We start from the raw sequence: 18,936 nt of genomic DNA on the forward strand, positions 1-18,936 counted from the left end.
AGATCGACCGGGCCGTCGACTTGATCCAACAGACCTGGCAGCGCCGTCGGATCGCCGACGTCATCCTTGGTTAGGTCCGCGCATACAATCTCGCCGCTGACAAGATCAAGACCGAGGTGGAGCTTGCGCCAAGAGCGCCGTTTGCGCTTTGTATTATGCTTTTGCTCAAGCCATTTCTTACCCGGCAGGCGCATGCACAGCATGCTGCCGAGCGGGCGCCCTCGCCGAAGACCTTCAGGCCGGTACTATCCACCACCAAATGGACCGGATCGGATCGGTCGGTTTTATGCGTCGCAGGCAAAGTCAGTCCCTTGCCCCGGCGCGAGAGCGTGGAGAAATCTGGCACCGCGATCTCGACACCAAGCAAGGTCGCGACACTACCCATGAAGCCTTGTGTCTGGCGCAACGGTTGCTTGAAGACAGCGCTCAGGGTCAGGCAGATCTTGATCGCCAGGTCTGAATATGTCCGCTGACCACCCCGCGTCGCCCGGCGCGGTGCCCGCCACAAACCAAGCGCCTCTTCGCTGACCCAGACCGTCAAATCCCCGCGACGCCGAAGGCTTTCGTTGTAACTCGCCCAGTTGGACACACGATACTTTTGCTTCGGAATTTTGCCTCGGCGGTTAGCATTGAATTTGTGCGGCATGCTCAGCATCCTGAATGGGAAGGAGTAACCTCAGTATCAGGCTGAGAACGATCCCTGCACAAAGCCATCCAGAAGTGTGTGATCCACATCCCAGATGGAAAGCGGGCGCCTGAGCAGCGCCCGCCGATGTTTCAGACTTCAGAAATCGAAGTCATCAATATTGCCGGCATTGAATGTTGTCAGCGCCGCTTGCGTATTGATCGAGTTACCTTCGTTGATGGTGATCGTGCCAAGGTTTGGCACCTCGAACGTTCCGCCGACCATGTTGGTCATCGTGCCGTCCTTCAGACCGACTGCAAAGTAGGCAGCAAGCCAACCTTCGTTGTAAGGCGACCAAAGCTGGAAGCCCTCAACTGTGCCGTCTTTGACAAATTCGCGCATCTCAGACGGAAGTCCTAGACCCGTGACCTTGACTTGATCGGCAATACCACGGCTTTGCACCACTTGTGCGGCAGCCGCGATCCCGACCGTTGTTGGCGCGATTACGCCTTTCAGGTTCGGATAGTTTGCCAGAAGCGCTTCCATTTCAGTGGTCGACTTCTCTGGCTGGTCGTCGCCGTAGACAGTCGCCACAAGAGTCATATTTGCATATTTTGCATCGTTGGCGATCGTCTCGTTCATGCCATCAATCCAAAAGTTCTGGTCGGGTGCCTCGGTCGTAGCTGAAAGAATAGCAATCTCGCCCTCATAACCGATCAGAGAACCAACCATCTCGATCTGGTCGGCGCCAACCTTAGTGAAATCTGTCGGCAGGATGGTGGCATCGCGGTACTGCTCATTCCCAGTGATGTCGCCGTTAACTGTCAGCACCAGAATGCCTTTATCACGCGCCGACTGGAACACTTGGTTCAGCGCATCAGGTGAGTTCGGGGAAATCGCAATCACATCCACGCCGCGCTGTATTTGCGCCTCAAGGAAAGGAATCTGCGAAGTGGCCTCAGCCGTCGCAGGGGCCACGAATTCGAAGTTACATGCGATTTCCTCGCAGGCTTCAACAAATCCCTGCGTCAAAGAGTCGAAATACGGATTGCCGGTGTTTTTCCCAACAAAGACGATGTCGATATCTTCAGCGAATGCACCACTTGCCATGACGGCAAGTGCGGCCGTTGCCGTGGTGAGAGTTTTCTTAAACATTTTTTCCTCCTGTTAAAGTCATCGAAACGGGGCTTCCCCCTATGGTGCGCCCTTCAGCGTTGCGTTCGGGCGTAAATAAAATTTGTGGCGATAATAGCGACGATCAGCAAGATGCCGAGCACCGTCAATTGAATAGCGGGGAGCAGATTGGCGACGGTCATGCCGGTCGAGACAATCACCAAAAGCCAGGCTGCAAGAAACGTCCCAAGGATCGTGCCACGCCCGCCAAAGATATAGGTGCCACCAAGCATGGCCATAAGAACCATCTGCAGCTCGCCCCCCAAAACAAGATCATAGCGCACTGACCCAAGACGCGAGGCCGCCATCATGCCAGCTGCAGCACTCACGACGCCAAGCACAAGGAACAGACCAACCTTGATCCGTTTGGCGTTGATTCCCGCATGAAGCGCTGCCGCCTGATTTGTGCCGATCTGGTATATTTGTCGACCAATCACGGTCGTGCCCAGCACCAACCCAAGGATCAGCGCGACCACCATAAAGATGACAACCGGTAGCGGAATACCAAAAACCATCACTGTGTTGATACCGATGAAACTCTCGGGCACGCGGATGGAACGGTCCCCAGCAATCACCTGTGCAATCCCGCGAAAGAAGATCAGTGTTCCGATCGTCACGATGATCGACGGTAGCTGCATACGGATCGACATGAAGGCGTTGATTGCGCCCATAGCCAGCCCCGCCAAAAGGCCCACCGCGACCGCCAACGGCAGCGGAACACCCGCGTCCTGCGCCCAGGCGAAAATGCAGGCCGACAAAGCCATGTTGGCCGCGGGCGATAAATCGATCTCGCCCGAGATCACCACCATCGTCAAAACAAGCGCGACGATCGACATTTCGGCAGTCAAGGTGAAGCTACGTAGAATGTAGTTTGCGTCCAGAAAGAAAGGCGACAAGGTGCTTGCCCCAACCAAGCCCGCAATAAGTAATAGGAAAGTCATCGTTTCGGGCCGCACAAGGATCAAGTGCCAAGTCGGCCGCGCGGGTGCGAGCTCTCGGGATTTTGCGACTGTGGTATCAGTCATGCCACACCTCGCGACAGACTAACAACGCCACGCTGGCGGACCGAACGGTCGATGAGCAATGCGATCAGGATAACAGCACCATAAATGGCGTTCTGGGTCGACCCCGGGATGCCAAGAAGCGGCAGCGCCGCGGCCACACAGCCCAAAAGCAATACGCCAAGCACTGTTCCCAAAACTGTGCCAACGCCTCCATTGATCGACACGCCTCCGATGACCACCGCCGCAATTACCTGAAATTCAAATCCCGCGCCCGTATTCGAGGGGTTCACGAACCCCCAGCGGCTTGCGTAAAGGATACCAGCAAGGCCACACAGCGCGCCCGACAGCGTGAAGACAATCAGCGTCACCTTTGTGACGTCGATCCCCCGCAATGGTGCAGCATCAGGGTTGGAACCAAGGGCGTATATCTGTCGACCAAGCTGGGTATGCCGCGCAACGACATACGTCATCAGGGCCACAGCGAAGGCGATCAGGATAATCCATGGGATATCGAATATCGGCGATGTCCGTGACATTGCCTTAAGCTCTGTCGGAATATTGGCACGGTTTATCTGGCGCGCGTCCGAAATGATGAATGTCAGCCCGCGATAAAGGCTCAGCGTGCCAAGCGTGACGATAATCGACGGCAACTTGAAGATCGTCACCAGCAATCCATTCACAAGCCCTAAGACAGCACCCGTTAGGATCGCAACAGGAAAGCCAATTATCCACCAGACATCTGGGAAGTCCCGGTACATTAACCCGGCAACCATAGCGGAAAACCCAAGTGTGGAACCAATCGATAAATCCACATGCCGCGCCACCAGGATAAGCATCTGCGCCATGGCTCCGATCATGATAAGCGGCGTCAAAAGCAACACGATCCGCAGACTTTGACCCGTAAGGAACTGCGGCTTGTAAAGCCCAACGGTCGCGCAAAATAAAATGATCATCACAAAGATACCAGCTTCTCGCCGAAGAAATACGGAACGCAAGACGTTCATGCAGCCACTCCCGAACGTGGCACGGCGGCCTGCATGACATTCTCCTGCGTGGCCTTTTCGCGCGGGATCTCAGCCATCAGCCGCCCTTCCGACATGACCAAGATGCGGTCACAAAGTGACAAAAGCTCGGGCAACTCGGACGAAATCAGCAGGATCGCGCGACCCGCCTCTGCCAGATCACCGATCATGTCGTAGAACTCGGCCTTCACGCCAATATCAATGCCGCGCGTCGGTTCATCAAGGATCAGTATTTCCGGTTCAGTCAACAGCCAGCGGGCCAGAATGACTTTCTGCTGATTACCGCCCGAAAGCTCGACGATGGGTTGGCCAAGCGAAGCCAATCGGATCGAAAGATCATCCACTGATTTGCGCGAAATCTTGCGCTCAAGACTTCGGCGGATCACACCCCTTGGCGCAATTTTCTCCGGAATTGCCGCGGTCAGATTGTGCTCGACTGGAAGTGTGCCGAAAATGCCGTCGCCCGCCCGATCCTCTGGCACAAATGCAAGCCCAAGCTCGATGGCATCCGTCGGCTTTTCAATCCGGGCCACTTTCCCGCCAACGCGTATCTGACCCGAAGTGGCCGGCGCGACACCGAAAAGCGCGCGTGCCACATCCGTTCGACCAGCGCCCACAAGCCCCCCAAGGCCGATGATCTCACCTTTGCGCAGCGAGAAGCTGATATCTTCGAACGCACCAGCGCATGTAAGATTTGATACCTCTAGCGCCATGTCTCCGATTTCGGCCGTGTGCTTGCGCATGTATTTCGTGAGGGTCCGGCCGATCATAAGTCGAATGATTTCGTCATCCGGGATACTGTCGATCGTCCGCGTTGCAATGTGCGCACCGTCGCGAAAGATCGTCAGCCGATCGCACAGCATGCGCACCTCTTCCAAGCGATGCGATATGAAAATGATCGTACGACCCTCTTCCCGCAACTGCCGTGCAATGGTGAAAAGAGTGTCAACCTCGCGCGGGGTCAGCGGCGCGGTCGGCTCGTCCATGATGATCAAACGGCTGTCCGATGCCAAAGCCCGCGCAATTTCCACCATTTGCTGATTTGCGATCGACAGCCCGCGCATCGGGCGCGTGACGTCAATCAAGACGCCAAGCATCTCCATATACCGGCGTGCATCTGCGATGATCTTGGCCCAGGGAACTCGCGCAAGAAGTCCCGTTCCGTGACGGCCCATAACGATATTCTCGGCGACGGAAAGGTCTGGGAAGGACACGGGTTCTTGGTGGATAAGGGCAATCCCAAGCTTCTGCGCTGCCATTGGGCTCGAGATCCGGACGGATTCACCATTTAGGCGAAGCGTTCCACTCGTCGGGCGATGAACACCCGCAAGGATCTTTGCGAATGTCGACTTTCCAGCTCCGTTCTCACCCAAAAGCGCATGGATCTCGCCGGCATGCAGATCAAGATCAACGTCGCTCAGAACCTCGACGCCGCCGAACTGTTTGGAAATTCCGCGCGCTTCTATCAGCATCGGAACATCGCTCATCACCCGCCCACCCCTTCTGCGTCAAAGGGAACTGGGGCGTCGGCAACAATCAAGTCTTCCGACTTCAGGTCATCCCAGAATGCCGCCGGGATTTCGGCGTCCACCGACGCAATATTGGCCTTCAATTCCTCGGGCTTTGCAGCCCCCGGGATGATCGCAACGGCCGCCGGATGCGAGAGCGGGAACTGCAGCGCTGCCGCTTGCAAAGACACGCCGTGCGATGCACAGACCGCTTCGATACGGCGGACCTTTTCGACCACACCTGCGTCGGCTATCCCATAGTTATAGTGCGCCGCGCCCGCCGAGCCCGTCGCAAGAATACCCGACGCAAAGGGCGCACCGATGATAACGCTGACATTGCGCTCGATACAGGCCTGCATTCCGGTATGCAGGCTATCTTGATCAATCAGGGTATAAGGCATCGCGACCAGCGCGAAATCGAGGTCCACCCGCTGTGCCAGATCGGCAAGCTGTTCTTTCATGTTGATACCCATACCGAACGCCGCAATATCACCAGACGATTTCAGCTCGCCCAACGCTTTCATTCCTGTTTCGGACAGGTCCTTCGTGTGGGCGGCAAGTGCCTCTTCATCGTGGAAGCCGCTATCAAGATCGTGGATGACCAGCGCGTCGACAGTATCAAGCGCGAGGCGTTGCAGGGCCTGCTCGTATGACCGCATGATCCCGTCGTAGGAATAGTCGAATTTCACCTCAAATCTGAGGCCACCAACCCAAGGGCCACGATCAAACGCCCGCGGGTCGGCCGGACGGTAAAGAGTACGACCAACCTTGGTTGTAATTAGGAATTCATCTCGTGGCTTCGTGCGCAGAAAGCCTCCAAGCCGATGCTCGGACAGTCCGCGACCGTACCAAGGGGCGGTGTCGTAATACCGGACCCCGCCATCCCATCCAGCAGCCAAAGTAGCCTGTGAAACGCTTTCCTCCACGGTACCGTAAAGCTCTCCAAGATGCGCCGTGCCCATCCCGAAAGCCGGAAGATGCAGCGACGTATCAGCTACTTTTCGGCGACTGTGAAAAAGGCTGTCCAAGGTACCGTACCTCCCCCGTACCAAGTTAATTTTCCTCTCTCTGTATACTTGTCAGACAAAAATTTGTGTGACAAGTATTATTCCAAGGGCCACACCAGACCAAGATTCTTGCACGCAGATTCAGCACTCCAAATTCTCATTCTTCGGTTCGCCGCGTGTTTGGAAAGGGGTGCCCGCCGCCGAAAAGGACCCTTTTACGATGGTGCGCATTGTCGACGTCAAAACGACAATTTGGGAGTGGATCGGACCAGTCGCCCCGATGCCTCCACACTTTTGTACGACAGCCGGAGACCTTGTCTCGGATGTCTCTGGCTCGACAGCTGGGTTTCGCTTTCTGGGCTGGCTTATTGTCGAAATCGAATGCGACGATGGAACAATCGGGATCGGCAATGCCGCCCTTGCGCCCCATGCCTGCAAAACCACCATAGACACCTACCTAAGGCCGCTCCTGATCGGCGCGAACCCGATGGACACCAATATCTCTGGGAATCGATGTATCGACGCACCTTGCCGTTCGGCCGAAAGGGCATCGGCATGACAGCGATCTCAGCGATTGATCTTGCACTGTGGGACGCCAAAGGAAAAATCCTGTCGCAGCCGGTGTTCAATCTGCTTGGTGGGCGCACGAAGTCGAAAATTCCAGTCTACGCAAGCCGCCTCTATAGTCAGCCGCTCAGTACGCTCTACGATGAAGCAAAAAACTATGCTGACCAGGGATTTAGGGCAGTCAAACTAAGGTTCGGGTGGGGGCCAAAGGACGGGCTTGAAGGGATTAACAAGAATATCTCTCTGGTCGAAACCGTTCGCGAGGCCGTCGGTCCGGATGTCGACATAATGGGTGACGCCTACATGGGCTGGAACGTCGAATACGCCAAGCGCATGATCCGGCTCCTTGAGCCGCTTAATATGCGCTGGGTTGAAGAGCCTGTGATCTCTGACGACCTCGCGGATTATGCCAGTCTGCGGGCGATGAACAAAGTCGCGATTTCGGGTGGCGAACACGAATACTCTTTGCATGGGTTCCGTCAGGCGCTTGAGCTCGACTCGTTTGACATTGCGCAATTCGACGTAAATCGGGTGGGTGGCATCACGGCGGCCAAAGAGATCACCGCACTTTGCGAAGCAAACGACGTCGCCGTGATCCCGCACGCCGGTCAGATGCACAACTATCACATCACCATGTCGTCCTACGCCGCTCCGATATCTGAATTCTTCCCACAAGTGCCCGTCGAAGTCGGCAACGAGTTATTTTGGTATATCTTTGACGGCGAACCGGTAGCAGATGACGGCTTCATCAACCTTTCCGACGAGGCCCCTGGTTTCGGGCTGACCCTAAAAACCCCCGATCCCACGACCTTCAAACTGACGAGCTAGGAGCCATGCCTGATTTTCCGATCATCGACACTCATCTGCACATCTGGGATATGGATCGATTAACCTACTCGGCCTTCGAAGGTCATCCTCTTTTTGGCAAGACGTATCAGATCGAGGACTACCAGAGGGACAGCGGTGCCCTTGAGATCGAGGCGATGGTCTTCCTCGAATGCTTTGCTGACTTTACCGAAACTGGCGGCCAGTACATCGACGAAATCAAATTCGTCGAGGACAGCGCCAAGCGAGATCCACGCATAAAGGGCATCGTGCCAATGGCGCCCCTGGAATGGGGCGGTCGGGTCGAGCCGATGCTGGAAGAGATGCAGGCAAATCACCCGACCGTAAAAGGCATCCGCCGCATTATGGAATTCGACGCTGATCCACGCGCGCTCACTCTGTCGCCTGACTTCATTGATGGCGTAAATCTTCTACACAAATTTGGCTGGCATTTCGAGATCAACGTAAACTTCACCCAGATGGATATTATCCGCGAATTCGTCCAGCACATCCCGGATGTCCGAATGATCCTCGATCACTGCGGGAAGCCAGGCATCAAGGAAGGCGCGATCGACCAATATCGAGCCGATATCGGCGACCTTGCTCAGCATCCGAACGTGTGGATCAAGCTGTCAGATCTTCCGCCCTATGCAGACCCGGAAAACTGGACGGAGGACGACCTGAGACCCTATATCGACGCGACAATCGAGACCTTTGGTTTTGATAGAACCATCTATGCTGGGGACTGGCCCATTTGCCTGCAGGCCACCAGCCTTACCAGGTGGGTCGAGACCCTCGACAAGGCGCTCGCAGGCGCATCAGAAACAAACCTGCGCAAATTCTATCGGGACAATGCAAATGACTTCTATCGACTTGGACTTTAACTGACTGGACCCCCTTGTGGCTGACCTTGCTGACACTAAGAACCTGAAGGGCGGAGACGACGCCTTCGCCGCGATCGTGAGGGCACAGAAGGCGGCCGAACCGGGCCTTGATTTCGCCGGCGGTACTCTTTCGCGTCCCTCGATATCCGAACAGGTCTCAAGCCGCATTCTCGCAATGATTAAGTCCGGAAACCTCAAAGCCGAGGACCGCTTGCCGACCGAACAACAGATGTGCCTCGCCTTCGGGATTAGCCGACCACCCTTGCGCGAAGCTCTTAAGGCTCTGACCTTAATTGGCATTCTCGAAAGCAAGCAAGGGGGCCGTTACATGGTCACCGACCTGTCGCCGACCCGCCTCGTCACGCCGTTCAACGTGCTTCTCTCGGTTGCGGACCATGACCTCCAAGTCCAGTTTGAAGCGCGCGCGGTTGTCGAATTAGAACTTGTCCGGTTTTGCACCGAGCGCGCAAGCGATGAGCAATGTGCACGCATCCTGAGCCTCGGAAACGACGGTCTCACATTTTACCATGATCCGATTGGCTTTCGATTGCTGGATGTCGAGTACCATCAGGCTATTAACGCCGGCGCGAACAACACCATTCTGGCGACGATCTCTGATGGGCTCTACAACGTCGCCATCGATGCCCGCCGCATTGCCAGCGCAACGCCGGGCGTCATTGAAATTTCAACCGACCAGCACTGCCGCGTGGCCGAAGCCATCGCTGCCAGAGACACTGGCGAAGCAGTTAAAGCCTACCGCGAGCACCTCGACCATGTGCTCGAAACGACCATTCGCGCGATTCACGAACTATCGGAGTAGACCTATGGCCGAGCGCATCGCCTTTCGCATGACCCTCCATCCCGGACAGGCCATCGAGTACGAAAAACGCCACGACGAGATTTTTCCCGAACTCTCTGAGGCCCTCAAGAACGCCGGCGTGTCCGACTACTCGATCTGGCACGATCCGCAGTCCGACCACCTGTTCGGCATCCTGACCCGCACCGACGACCACACCCTCGACGCATTGCCCGACACCGAGATTATGAAGCGGTGGTGGGCGCATATGGCAGACGTTATGGAAACAGACGCTAACAACGTGCCAACACAGGTGCCGCTCAAGCGGGTTTTCCTGCTCCCATGAGCCGCGCATTCCGCATCAAGGACATACGTGTCTGGACCGTTTCCAAATCCAGCAAAGGCGGCGACTACTTCAATCAGGGCGCGGGGGAGCATTGGCTGGTCGACAGCCTGATCTCGAACCCGATGTCGTCATATCCGGCGTACCGCGAAAAACGAACGTCCTGGGGGATTGGTGTCCTGGGCTCCATCCTTGTCGAAATAGAGACCGAAGACGGCACCGTCGGCGTGGCGACCGGTACGGGCGGTGTGCCTGCGGCGTGGCTCATCGCCAATCACTTCAGCCGGTTCCTCGTCGATCAGGATGCGCGGAATGTTAATTTGATCTGGGACCAGATGTATCGCGCATCGCTGCCATACGGTCGCAAGGGTATCACTGTCATGGCCATCAGCGCGGTCGATCTCGCGCTCTGGGATCTCTTGGGGAAAATCCGCAGTGAGCCGGTCTACAATTTGATCGGTGGCTTAACCCGCGACGAGATCTCTTTCTATTGCACGGGCCCACAAGCGGCCGCGGTTAAGGACCTAGGTTTCTGGGGCGCAAAAGTCCCCTTGCCGCACGGCCCTGCAGACCGAGACGAAGGCCTGGAGAAAAACGTAGCCTTCCTGCGCGCGCACCGCGAAGAGGTCGGCCCCGGCTTTCCCCTTATGGTCGACTGCTACATGTCATTGACAGTGCCTTACGCAATAGAATTAGCCGAGGCCTGTAAAGAACTCGACATATACTGGTGGGAAGAGGTCCTCTCGCCTGAAGATGTCGATGGCTATCGTCACATTCGCAGAGCTCATCCAACTCTAAAATGGACAACCGGTGAACACGAATACACCCGTTATGGCTTCCGCCCGCTGATCGAAGAGCGTCTCATCGACGTCCTTCAACCGGACGTTATGTGGGTTGGCGGCTTGACCGAGCTTTTACGGATCGCCGCCCATGCTTCAACGCTGGAAATCCCGGTGATCCCGCACGGCAGCGGCCCCTATTCCTACCAATTCATCGCCAGCCAGACCGGTACACCACTTTGCGAATACGTCGCGACAAGTGCCGATGGCCGATCAATTCTTCCAGTCTTCGGCGATCTATTCGAAGGCGAAGATGTACCCGTAAATGGTCGCTTGAAGTTGTCGTCTGCACCGGGCTTTGGAATGACCGTAGCGGACCGCAGCGTCCTAAAGCCTCTTCCACAATAGCACCATGGAGTTGCCAGACGAATGCGCACCAAGTCTCTACTAGGACAGTGACGCGGGCTTTGTCACGCTAACTCAGAAGAAGCAATTATACCGACGTTGCCCGAGATCATGCAGCCAAAATTTCGAACCATTCAGTGAATTACCGGCCCCGCTTTCGCGTCGGCTCAGCCTTCCAAGACACCTACGGATCAAACCAGATGGTCAAAGATCCACGCTGCTTCCGCGCCTTGTTGTACTCAGGCCAGTTCAGCAAAGGGATCGACCTGACCATGGTCATAGAGACCTAGTCCCTGAATGAATTTATCTCCACATGCGTCAGCAAGCTTCCGCATACCTGAAAAATTTGATGATGAGACCGTCGCCGAAGACTTCACCCCGATCCCAACAACTTCTCCTCGCCTATTCTCTATCACGATGTCGACCTCGTTCTTGTCCTTGTCTCGGAAGTGGGAGAAAGAACATCAGTTCTCACTCCACGTTGCTATCTTTTGCAGTTCGCTGAGGGCGAATATCTCCAGAACCGCCCGGAAGGACGTCTTGTCCTTCCAAACGACATCCGGAGAGATGCCTCTCAGCGCAGGAAGGAGCCCGGAATCAAGAAAATGGAGCTTGGGCCGACTTTGTCAGCCGTTTGAGCTTGTTCGTGAACCATGGCTGGAGTGTGTGAACGATGAACAGTCTCTCAAAGACACCGAGATACTTCTTGGTAGTGACGTGGTTGAGACCCACCGCTCCGCCGATGCCCGAATAGTTGACGAGCTGGCCGGAATGTTCGGCAAGGGTATTTAGAAGCTTTAGCATGATGGCAAGCTGTTCGATCTGTGCGGCGTCGCGAACGTCGCGTTGGACAATTGCATCAACATATCGATGATACCAATCCTGCTTTCGGCCCCATTTTTCGCGGATGATCGCCTCCGCATAGCCGCCCGCCAGAACGATTTCGATCATATCGTAGCCGAGCACGTATCCCAAGCACTCGGAGTGCGTTCCATATCCGGTGAACAAATGGGACAAGGTCAAATAGCAACCCAGCTGTCGTTTCTAGGCTATTGAGCATCCTAGTCCCAAGAGATCATTATTTCATTCAAGCGTGATCCCATCGGGCAATTCAAAACCATTTTAACGCAATCTTATAGTGGGCACTCGATCAAAGTCAGATTTGTCCGGCGGGCGCAGCAGACGCTGGCACATATCGCAGCGAACGTTCGCTTCCCGCCATAAAGTCCCGAATATGCGGGTATTGGGCAGTGTCGGATTAAACGGACCTAGCCGCACTGCCGCTGCTCAGAGCCTTTCAGCTCGGGCATAATTTCATTATCTCCTTGATTATCATCAATCAGCGCGACATGAAGGCAGCCGAAATTCCATAAAATAACCGTTCCAGATCAGCTTAATCTGACAATGCCGCCGTACAGATAATGGGCGACGACAGCGCAATTATGCAAACATTTGGTGCGGGCGTGCCGCAGAAAAGGAAAGACACATGATTACCGTTACACGTCTTGATATCGCAGACGCCAATGTCCTGATCACGGGCGCTGTCGCCCATGCAGGCATCATCGGAGTGCCTATGTGCATCGCGATCACCGATGAGGCAGGTCAGCTGATCGCTTTTTGCAGAATGGACGGTGGCAAAGTCACCTCGACGACGATCGCCATCGACAAAGCGTTTACCGCTGCCGCTGCGAAAAAAGCGACCCACGAATATGGCGCGGCCAGCCAACCTGGCGCCCCAACGTTTGGCATTTCGTCCGCCATTAACGGTCGGTTGATGATCGTCGGTGGCGGCCTTCCTGTCATTGTGGACGGCGCAGTTGTTGGCGGCATAGGCATCAGTTCGGGCACGCCCGATCAGGACATGGCAGTCGCGCAAGCAGGCATTGATGCGTTTCTCAAACGGAATTGACTGGGATTTGAATGATCCGCCGGGTTGGCGGTGAGGCGTGTTGCATGGATCAAGCCGCGCGCGAGATTTCTTCTTTCTCGATCTCTTCAGAAGACGTGTTTGTCGTTCGCTCGGTCATACCCTTCAGGGCTTTTGTCGCGATGTTCATCTCGCAGGTTTGACGCTCGGGATCCTGTGCTTTCAAGGCTCCACAAAGATACCTTAATTTTTGTCCGCGAGCGTCGCAAAAGCGCCGCCTCTGTGGGCAACACTGATGCTTGTAGTAACGAGTGATTTGAGTGCTGGGGGTCGTCCGCAAAGGGCGGCCCCTTTTCCAAGCGCTTCAGGCGAATACACGGCCTCGGTGCTTACTCCCCTTTCAATTCCCAGATCGCGGAAAAACTTTAACCTTAAAGGGGTTTGTTTCGCTCAGCAGGTCTGACTCCCCCGTCTTTCTTGCTTTTGTTTAAACGCTGGACACGATCCCTCAACCCGCCACTGACCCCCGACAGACAAGCCCAGCATACAAGATCTTGTTCATTCATCGACAAATACCCGCTGTTAGACCGATCGTCGTGTTAACGCGACAACGCCCTCAGGGCACACTGACGTGTGTTAGTTTCGAAAACTTAAGAACGTGTGAAGCATCAACCTTTGAGTGTCTTTTATTCGGGGTTCCGAACCATAATGGCTAGCATGAAGTATGTTTGGAAAATCATAGGTCGCTACGCACCTGACGATGCAGAAGGCCACCAAGGCTATGCCTATGCTGGTAGCATGGGCGAAGCGTTAGAATTGGCGAACAAGCCGGATGCCGTCGCAATTCCTGAACCAGGGAAAGACTGGTCGGGGCCAGAGGGTGTGAGTGCGTACTGGCTTGACGGTCTGGTGGCAAACTAATGTATCGCGCAACATAACCTTCCTGCCCAGCCACCTCAGCTGGAAGGGTTAAGCCCACCGCTTAGTAATTTCCCGAAAAGCGCATGGTTCGGCTGGAAGAGGTTTGGAATTGCTCATACCCGACGATACGAAACTGCCCTGCCGGCCTCAAACGGGGTTTCTCTAACAGGGCCCTTTGCTGGCCATCTTTCATGCCATGCAACAGGTTGGCACAGTCCGCCCGCAGCGAGCGCTTTCGGGAGTGAAGCCGCCTTTCCCGAAACTCCGGGCTAACCCCACGCCACCTCATATGAGCGACATAAGATAGACGATGGCACTTGCGACACCGGTCAGCAGGAGAACGAAGACAGCGAAGAGGGCGAAGGCGAGCAGGAACGATCCGGACCGCCCCGGAAAACTCCGGGCAAGGCCGCCGAACCAGACAGACCGTTCGATCACAGCAACGTACAGAGGAAGCGCGCTTACAAGCGTCGCGTAGAGATACACGCCTGAAATGTTGTCGAACAGGGCCGACCTCGCAAGGGTAGGAGCGACCACGCTCAGCGCTGTCATTCGGCTACCGCCAAACGAGCCGAACCAGTCCGCCGAGAGGACGTAGATCAGCACGTGCAGCAAGACGAATGCCGCGAGCCTTGCCGAGACGTCGATCAACACCACGAAGGCCGCATCTCGTTTCCCGGTCGGCCAGGTATTCATCCATCCGAAGAGGAAGAGGGAAATGTAGTTCACCACGAAGACGACGGGGAGCCCGTTGGTGATCACCTGTCTCAGGAATCGTGAGAGAGCGGGCCCTCCGTTCAGCAGCATCGCGCCAAAGCCAGGGCTTAAGGCCACATAAAGAACAAGCACCGGAACCAGACTCGCAACGCTCATCAGCGCTACGTTCCGCACAAAGCGCACAAATGGCATTTCCAGAGAAAAGAACCGGTGCATCCGCATCAATACTGCCTTCCGGGCGCTCGACGCGCTGTTTCGCGTGGATGGGCCAGACTGAACATGGTTGAGAACGTCATCGTCGGGCAAGCTCGCGCGACACTCCAATGGACAACTCTTGGTCTGACGTGCATCTTTCTAAGTATGCCAAGGTCAGCCGTATCCCTAGCGTTTCTTAGTCTCCTTCTTTCCTGCGTCCTTCCGATGCAGGTTAACGCACAGGTTTTCTCGAAGATCATTGATATGGAGCCTCCGGCAGGACCCGGCGCACGGGAGCCTTCGCTGACTGCGCTGGAAAACGGTCAGATCGCGATGAGCTGGACCGATGTCCACGGGTCCGGCTTCGCCATCAAGACAGCGATTGGCGGTCCTGGCGGATGGACACGTGCGGGCACCGTCATCGACTCCCCCGAACTCTTCGTGAACTGGGCTGATTTCCCATCCATTGCTGCATTTAGTGACGGAAAGCTTGCTGTTCATTGGCTGATGAATTCAGGAGACAGCGCCTATGCGTACGATGTGAATATCGCGCTGTCGGAGGATGGAGGCGAGACTTGGGGCCAGTCTTTGGTACCCCATCGCGACAGAAGCGAAGCGCAGCATGGCTTCGCCTCGCTACAGCCAATGCCGGATGGTCGCCTGACCGTGGTGTGGCTGGACGGGCGTGCCTACGATACCAATGCGCAAGGGGCGCGAGAAGACGCAATTGAAAACGCGATGCAACTTCGCGCCACGACTTTTGGCCCGGATGGAAAAATTTCCGAAGACCAGACGCTAGACATTCGTACCTGCACCTGCTGCCAAACGTCTGCAACTGTAGCGGATGATGGTACGGTGCTGGTCGCCTATCGAGACCGTACCGAGACTGAGATTAGGGACATATCACTGGTGCGCCTCGTCGATGATGTCTGGTCCCATCCCGCTACGGTCCATCAAGACGGGTGGGAGATTTCGGGCTGCCCGATAAACGGTCCGGCAATCGACGCACGAGGAGGACGCACGGTTCTGGCGTGGTTTACTGCGGCCAATGACATACCGTCGGTAAACGTCGCGTTCTCGGACGATGTCGGTGAGACCTTCAGTCCTCCGACCCGCGTAGATCGGGGGGAAGGCGTCGGACGGGTTGACGCACTGCAACTGGTGGACGGGTCTGCAATCGTATCGTGGGTCGAACGGATGGACAGGGGCGAGGGGCTTTTCGTGTGCCGGGTTTGGCCCGGCCGCATCTGCGAGGAACCACAGATGATCTCGCTCAACGAAGCGCCAGGGTCGATCAACTTCCCGCGTATGGCCCAGGGGAGTGCTGGCATCTATATCGCCTGGACCCAACCCTTGGGTGACCCGAACGCAGATTTTGAACGAGATGTGACAATACGGATGGTTTTGGGAGAACTATAACGGTTCTGTCGCAAACTTTGTCGTCTGTTTTCCCATCCACAGAACTCCGGTCATAGGCTGCGCAAAAAATGCGCCTAGCAGGACGCCCAAAAGGACGGTCGATTTCAAAGGCAGCCACTACCCAAAGTCTGTGATCTTTCTTCGCCTCAACCCTTCCGCGGATGCGGGTCTTTGCCAAAGGTATTGCGCTCGCGTATGCGGCCGTCCTCACCATGAACCAGCATTTCGCTGCCCGTCATATGGCGGTTTCGCGTGCCGCGCCTACCTGTCTTACACGCGCAAGGCCGACGCGGCGTCTATGCAGAGACTGAGCCACAAGCCCCAATCACTCCCATTCCATCTGCTGGAAGGCGGCCTGAGCGTTGCGACCGGCGAGGCTTTCAAACTGTTCTAGGTAGTCAAAAGCAGACTGGTCTACTGTCGGGGCATCCATAATGCTGCCTCCCTCGTCAATCAGCGTCCCGATTTTCTCGCGCAGGTTTGTCAGGTAGTCGTAGGTGTCGGCACGGGCGTGATCCAAAGTCGTGGCATGTCCATGGCCTGGCACCACATGAGACGGGTTCAGTCCCGCAATCGCCTCGAACACCGCGGGCCATTCGCCGATTGAGCTCTGATCACCCACGCCGAGGACGCGTTCAACATAGACAATGTCGCCGGTGAAGACGGTCTCTTGGTCGGGCAGCCAAACGAAAATATCGCCGGGCGTATGTGCGGCGCCGGCGTGGATCAATTCGAAGGTGACGCCGCCAAGGCTGAAGGCGTGACGCTCCTCGAAGGTAATATCCGCATAGCTGGCCTCGGTCCCCTCGAGCGCATCGCCCAGAAGGCTGGCCAGCCCAGACAATTGCAGCGAAGCGCGCGCGCGTTGATCCTTAACGGCGGCGTCCGAAGCAATAACAGTGGCACCCTGCGCCTGCCAGTAACTGTTGCCAAGCCAACGGTGATCCTGCCCGCCAGTATCGATCACATAGACGACGGGCTGCGTGGTGACGCCGCGTATGACGTCCGCCAGAGCCTCGGCGCCTTGCCACGATCCACCTGGGTCGATCAGGACGGCGCCTTGTTCCGTTTCGACAAGCCCGAAGGTGGCATTATTGGCCAAATTCTCTGGGCTGCGTTGATCCATCTCACCAACGATCGCCCAAACGCCACCTGTCACACGCTGAACTTCCAGAGCCGCAGCCAGCACTTGACCCGGAATCAGGCAGATAAAAGCGGCGCGGATGAGCGGATGAAATCGCATTATAGCGTCTTTCCATGATCATCGAGCGCCACATATTTCTGACAGCCCGAACCAAGGATTTTGATACTCATGCGAATGTTCCTTTCCTGTGAACCAATGGGTGATCGAGTTAGCGAGGAGGCCTGTGACAAGTATTGAAAAGCGTAGAACGAACCGGCAGTTTCATGTGGCGTCCAATTCATGCAAATCTGAGCATGGACTGAAGCCCCGTGCCTTGATTTGAATCATCAACGGGTGCCTTGAAGATTAGTGTTTTTTATCACAGGTTTGTACCCAAGCAGACTGCACGTCTCATTCACGCCGTTCGCCCTACAGCCTGATTGCCCATTGCAGTTGCCCGCAAGCATCCATTCATCGGTCTCGCGGCATTCTATAAGCTTAGAGGTCTGGCATCATTTCTTCGCGATACTGGATCTTTCCGTGGCGAATCCAACCGTCCATCTGCCTGGCAAACTCCCGGTGGAGATTGCCGAAATCGTCAAACACGATAAAACCGCGCATGGTCATTCGCTTGCGCAGAATTGCGCCAATCAGCAGGCTTATGCGGTCCGGCCCGTCGGCCAGCGACGTGGCGTTGTATTGCGAGATCGGGCCGCAACACCAGATTGACGCCCTCACCGAAGAGAGGTTTGTGGCACGCAAGAAATGAATGACCCGCGTTGTGATAATATTTCCAGACAATGCTATCACTTGGGTAACAGGTAAAGAGGCACATCATGGCCCAGATCACCGTCCGCCAAATTCCCGACGAGGTTCACCGCGCCCTTAAAGCAAAGGCCAAACAAGAGGGCGTAAGCGCCGAGGCCAAGGCCCGTCAGATTCTGACCGAAGGCCTGTTTCCGGCCGACCAGCCCCCCGTTGGGAAAGGTCTGCGCGCCCTCGCCCGCGAACTGGAGGTCGATATGGAGGGCATCGAGTTTCCCCGCGACCGTTCAGGTATCGACGGAGCCAACTTCGAATGATCATCCTGGACACGAATGTCGTCTTGGAAATCCAGAAGCAAAACGTGAACCCAAATGTCGAAACATGGTTCGACCGCCAAGTCCTCGCGTCCTTGTGGCTGACAACGATAGTCGTGGCGGAATTGCGCTACGGAGCGGCGCTGCTTGATCCCGGCAAGGAGCGCACGGCCTTCGAAAGGCTAGTCGCCGCCTATATCGATGAATTGTTCGCGGGCCGCATCTCTGCCTTCGATCTTTCCAGCACAAGCCACTTTGCTACCCATGCTGCTAAGGCCAAGAGAAATGACCGTGAGGTCATAGGATTTGCCGATGCGGCCCCTAGGCCCGGGCGCGGCGAACCGCGCTAGGCCCCGGCCGACAGACCGGTTCGAGTTCTTTGTGTTGCTGGGGGCAGTGTTTCAGGCGGCAACTCAAAATAGCTGAGGTCCGCTTTGTCCGCACGCAGCGTTAAAACACGGGGCACTTGTCCACGTCGTCTCAAAGACGATCAGCGCAGCGATGGTCTGCTTTTAATGGTTTCCGGCCGGATGTTAAGTCTGAGTTCGATGATCGCATATGCGGTAGATCGAGCTCGCTCCTTCAGACCCGAACAGAATATAAAATCACAAGAAAAATAGGCTGGCACCCTCGGGAGGAGGTGAGGATGCCAGCCCAGTCAATAACGGGCTCCGGGA

The 18,936-nt window shown here is 56.0% G+C and carries 23 protein-coding genes and 1 pseudogene; 11 read left to right on the forward strand and 13 right to left on the reverse strand.

What is annotated here, in order from left to right; all coding sequences use genetic code 11:
• From AC221Y_RS08175 to AC221Y_RS08200, 6 genes and pseudogenes are all read right to left on the reverse strand, one after another.
• Positions 1-646: pseudogene (locus tag AC221Y_RS08175) on the reverse strand (IS5 family transposase); the annotation flags it as partial.
• Positions 647-784: 138 nt separating this feature from the next.
• Positions 785-1,780: a substrate-binding domain-containing protein gene (locus AC221Y_RS08180; protein WP_486707150.1), complete on the reverse strand. Its 996-nt coding sequence runs from the start codon at positions 1,778-1,780 to the stop codon at positions 785-787.
• Positions 1,781-1,833: 53 nt separating this feature from the next.
• Complete coding sequence (locus tag AC221Y_RS08185) at positions 1,834-2,823, reverse strand: ABC transporter permease (RefSeq protein WP_299755373.1); 990 nt, start codon at positions 2,821-2,823, stop codon at positions 1,834-1,836.
• Complete coding sequence (locus tag AC221Y_RS08190; protein ID WP_299755375.1) at positions 2,820-3,806, reverse strand: ABC transporter permease; 987 nt, start codon at positions 3,804-3,806, stop codon at positions 2,820-2,822. The genes AC221Y_RS08185 and AC221Y_RS08190 overlap by 4 nt, the downstream gene beginning before the upstream one ends.
• Entirely contained in the window at positions 3,803-5,311 is a 1,509-nt protein-coding gene (locus AC221Y_RS08195) for a sugar ABC transporter ATP-binding protein (protein WP_299755378.1), read from the reverse strand. Before AC221Y_RS08195 ends, AC221Y_RS08190 begins: the two co-directional genes overlap by 4 nt.
• Positions 5,311-6,360, reverse strand: a complete 1,050-nt coding sequence (locus AC221Y_RS08200; protein WP_299755380.1) for an aldo/keto reductase — start codon at positions 6,358-6,360, stop codon at positions 5,311-5,313. Before AC221Y_RS08200 ends, AC221Y_RS08195 begins: the two co-directional genes overlap by 1 nt.
• 199 nt (positions 6,361-6,559) lie before the next feature.
• Between AC221Y_RS08200 and AC221Y_RS08205 the strand changes: the two genes are divergently transcribed.
• From AC221Y_RS08205 to rhmD, 6 genes are read left to right on the forward strand one after another with little or no spacing between them, the layout of a single operon-like run.
• On the forward strand, positions 6,560-6,898 hold the full coding sequence (locus AC221Y_RS08205; protein WP_299755382.1) for a hypothetical protein: 339 nt from the start codon (positions 6,560-6,562) through the stop codon (positions 6,896-6,898).
• The gene (locus tag AC221Y_RS08210; RefSeq protein WP_299755385.1) at positions 6,895-7,734 is read left to right on the forward strand and encodes an enolase C-terminal domain-like protein; all 840 of its coding nucleotides are present in this window, start codon (positions 6,895-6,897) and stop codon (positions 7,732-7,734) included. The genes AC221Y_RS08205 and AC221Y_RS08210 overlap by 4 nt, the downstream gene beginning before the upstream one ends.
• Before the next feature lie 5 nt (positions 7,735-7,739).
• The gene (locus AC221Y_RS08215; protein ID WP_299755387.1) at positions 7,740-8,615 is read left to right on the forward strand and encodes an amidohydrolase family protein; all 876 of its coding nucleotides are present in this window, start codon (positions 7,740-7,742) and stop codon (positions 8,613-8,615) included.
• 16 nt (positions 8,616-8,631) lie between these two features.
• Positions 8,632-9,435: a FadR/GntR family transcriptional regulator gene (locus tag AC221Y_RS08220; protein ID WP_299755390.1), complete on the forward strand. Its 804-nt coding sequence runs from the start codon at positions 8,632-8,634 to the stop codon at positions 9,433-9,435.
• 4 nt (positions 9,436-9,439) lie between these two features.
• Positions 9,440-9,757 carry an L-rhamnose mutarotase gene (gene rhaM, locus AC221Y_RS08225; RefSeq protein WP_299755392.1) on the forward strand — a complete coding sequence of 106 codons (318 nt, stop codon included), beginning with the start codon at positions 9,440-9,442 and terminating at the stop codon, positions 9,755-9,757.
• Entirely contained in the window at positions 9,754-10,941 is a 1,188-nt protein-coding gene (gene rhmD, locus AC221Y_RS08230; protein WP_299755394.1) for an L-rhamnonate dehydratase, read from the forward strand. The genes rhaM and rhmD overlap by 4 nt, the downstream gene beginning before the upstream one ends.
• Positions 10,942-11,402: 461 nt before the next feature.
• Here rhmD and AC221Y_RS08235 read toward each other — a convergent pair whose 3' ends face one another.
• Together AC221Y_RS08235 and AC221Y_RS08240 are read right to left on the reverse strand one after the other, a co-directional pair.
• The gene (locus tag AC221Y_RS08235; RefSeq protein ID WP_366141737.1) at positions 11,403-11,516 is read right to left on the reverse strand and encodes a hypothetical protein; all 114 of its coding nucleotides are present in this window, start codon (positions 11,514-11,516) and stop codon (positions 11,403-11,405) included.
• Positions 11,517-11,535: 19 nt separating this feature from the next.
• Positions 11,536-11,961 (reverse strand): DUF4143 domain-containing protein, encoded by a 426-nt coding sequence (locus AC221Y_RS08240; protein ID WP_299755396.1) that lies wholly within the window; start codon positions 11,959-11,961, stop codon positions 11,536-11,538.
• A 463-nt stretch (positions 11,962-12,424) separates the two neighbouring features.
• Between AC221Y_RS08240 and AC221Y_RS08245 the strand changes: the two genes are divergently transcribed.
• On the forward strand, positions 12,425-12,847 hold the full coding sequence (locus tag AC221Y_RS08245; protein ID WP_299755399.1) for a GlcG/HbpS family heme-binding protein: 423 nt from the start codon (positions 12,425-12,427) through the stop codon (positions 12,845-12,847).
• A 49-nt stretch (positions 12,848-12,896) separates the two neighbouring features.
• Here AC221Y_RS08245 and AC221Y_RS08250 read toward each other — a convergent pair whose 3' ends face one another.
• The gene (locus AC221Y_RS08250) at positions 12,897-13,031 is read right to left on the reverse strand and encodes a hypothetical protein (protein WP_299755402.1); all 135 of its coding nucleotides are present in this window, start codon (positions 13,029-13,031) and stop codon (positions 12,897-12,899) included.
• Positions 13,032-13,513: 482 nt separating this feature from the next.
• Here AC221Y_RS08250 and AC221Y_RS08255 point away from each other — a divergent pair, with 482 nt between their 5' ends.
• Complete coding sequence (locus tag AC221Y_RS08255) at positions 13,514-13,726, forward strand: hypothetical protein (protein ID WP_299755405.1); 213 nt, start codon at positions 13,514-13,516, stop codon at positions 13,724-13,726.
• A gap of 285 nt (positions 13,727-14,011) precedes the next feature.
• Here AC221Y_RS08255 and AC221Y_RS08260 read toward each other — a convergent pair whose 3' ends face one another.
• Positions 14,012-14,665 carry a hypothetical protein gene (locus AC221Y_RS08260; protein WP_299755408.1) on the reverse strand — a complete coding sequence of 218 codons (654 nt, stop codon included), beginning with the start codon at positions 14,663-14,665 and terminating at the stop codon, positions 14,012-14,014.
• 57 nt (positions 14,666-14,722) lie between these two features.
• Here AC221Y_RS08260 and AC221Y_RS08265 point away from each other — a divergent pair, with 57 nt between their 5' ends.
• Positions 14,723-16,057, forward strand: coding sequence for a sialidase family protein (locus AC221Y_RS08265; RefSeq protein WP_299755410.1), 1,335 nt, complete (start codon positions 14,723-14,725; stop codon positions 16,055-16,057).
• Positions 16,058-16,203: 146 nt separating this feature from the next.
• On the opposite strand, the gene AC221Y_RS08270 is transcribed toward AC221Y_RS08265, so the two are convergent.
• The 3 genes from AC221Y_RS08270 to AC221Y_RS08280 all read right to left on the reverse strand — a co-directional run bounded on the left by AC221Y_RS08270 (position 16,204) and on the right by AC221Y_RS08280 (position 17,981).
• Positions 16,204-16,296: a DUF2188 domain-containing protein gene (locus tag AC221Y_RS08270; RefSeq protein WP_299755412.1), complete on the reverse strand. Its 93-nt coding sequence runs from the start codon at positions 16,294-16,296 to the stop codon at positions 16,204-16,206.
• Between the two features lie 86 nt (positions 16,297-16,382).
• Entirely contained in the window at positions 16,383-17,300 is a 918-nt protein-coding gene (locus AC221Y_RS08275) for an MBL fold metallo-hydrolase (RefSeq protein ID WP_299755413.1), read from the reverse strand.
• 378 nt (positions 17,301-17,678) lie between these two features.
• Positions 17,679-17,981, reverse strand: coding sequence for a hypothetical protein (locus AC221Y_RS08280; RefSeq protein ID WP_299755415.1), 303 nt, complete (start codon positions 17,979-17,981; stop codon positions 17,679-17,681).
• A gap of 35 nt (positions 17,982-18,016) precedes the next feature.
• Here AC221Y_RS08280 and AC221Y_RS08285 point away from each other — a divergent pair, with 35 nt between their 5' ends.
• Together AC221Y_RS08285 and AC221Y_RS08290 are read left to right on the forward strand one after the other, a co-directional pair.
• Complete coding sequence (locus tag AC221Y_RS08285; protein WP_299755418.1) at positions 18,017-18,262, forward strand: FitA-like ribbon-helix-helix domain-containing protein; 246 nt, start codon at positions 18,017-18,019, stop codon at positions 18,260-18,262.
• A complete protein-coding gene (locus AC221Y_RS08290; RefSeq protein WP_299755420.1) occupies positions 18,259-18,609 on the forward strand; it encodes a PIN domain-containing protein in 351 nt (116 codons plus the stop codon). Before AC221Y_RS08285 ends, AC221Y_RS08290 begins: the two co-directional genes overlap by 4 nt.
• Positions 18,610-18,936 lie beyond the last annotated feature (327 nt).

The organism is Boseongicola sp., assembly GCF_057460485.1.